General features: G+C 65.9%; 2 pseudogenes. Both read left to right on the top strand.

The annotated features are described in order from the left end of the window. A pseudogene (locus JAO81_RS42035) lies at nucleotides 1–423 on the top strand (2-oxoglutarate ferredoxin oxidoreductase subunit alpha); the annotation flags it as partial. After that, nucleotides 413–537 (top strand): annotated as a pseudogene (locus JAO81_RS42030) (2-oxoacid:ferredoxin oxidoreductase subunit beta); the annotation flags it as partial. The pseudogenes JAO81_RS42035 and JAO81_RS42030, both read left to right, overlap by 11 nt.

Below are 537 nucleotides of genomic sequence, written 5' to 3'. Positions count from 1 at the left end.
GGCAACATCTCCTACGACCCGGCCAACCACGACTTCATGGTCCGCACCCGCCAAGCCAAGATCGACGGCATTCAGGTCCCCGACCTCGAGGTCGACGACCCGACCGGCGAGGCCCGCCTGCTCGTCCTCGGCTGGGGCTCCACCTACGGCCCGATCACCGCTGCCGTACGACGACTTCGTACCGCCGGACAGAGCGTGGCGCAGGCCCATCTGCGACACCTCAACCCGTTCCCACGGAATCTCGGCGACGTACTTGCCTCCTACGAGGACGTCCTGATCCCCGAGATGAACCTGGGGCAGCTCAACGCGCTGATTCGCGCCAAGTACCTGACTCTCACGACCAGTTGCACGCAGGTGAACGGCATGCCGTTCAAGGCCGAGCAGCTGGCCGCCACCGTTCGGGAGATCCTCGATGCCTACTGAAGCCCTCACCTTGGTGCCGCGCAGCGAAGTGCCGCAGACGGCCAAGGACTTCAAGTCCGATCAGGAAGTGCGCTGGTGCCCCGGCTGCGGTGACTACGCGGTGCTCGCCGCGGT

The sequence above is a fragment of the Streptomyces sp. N35 genome, assembly GCF_016464295.1.
Classification (GTDB): Bacteria; Actinomycetota; Actinomycetes; order Streptomycetales; family Streptomycetaceae; genus Streptomyces.
This window is presented reverse-complemented; position numbering and strand designations above follow the sequence as displayed.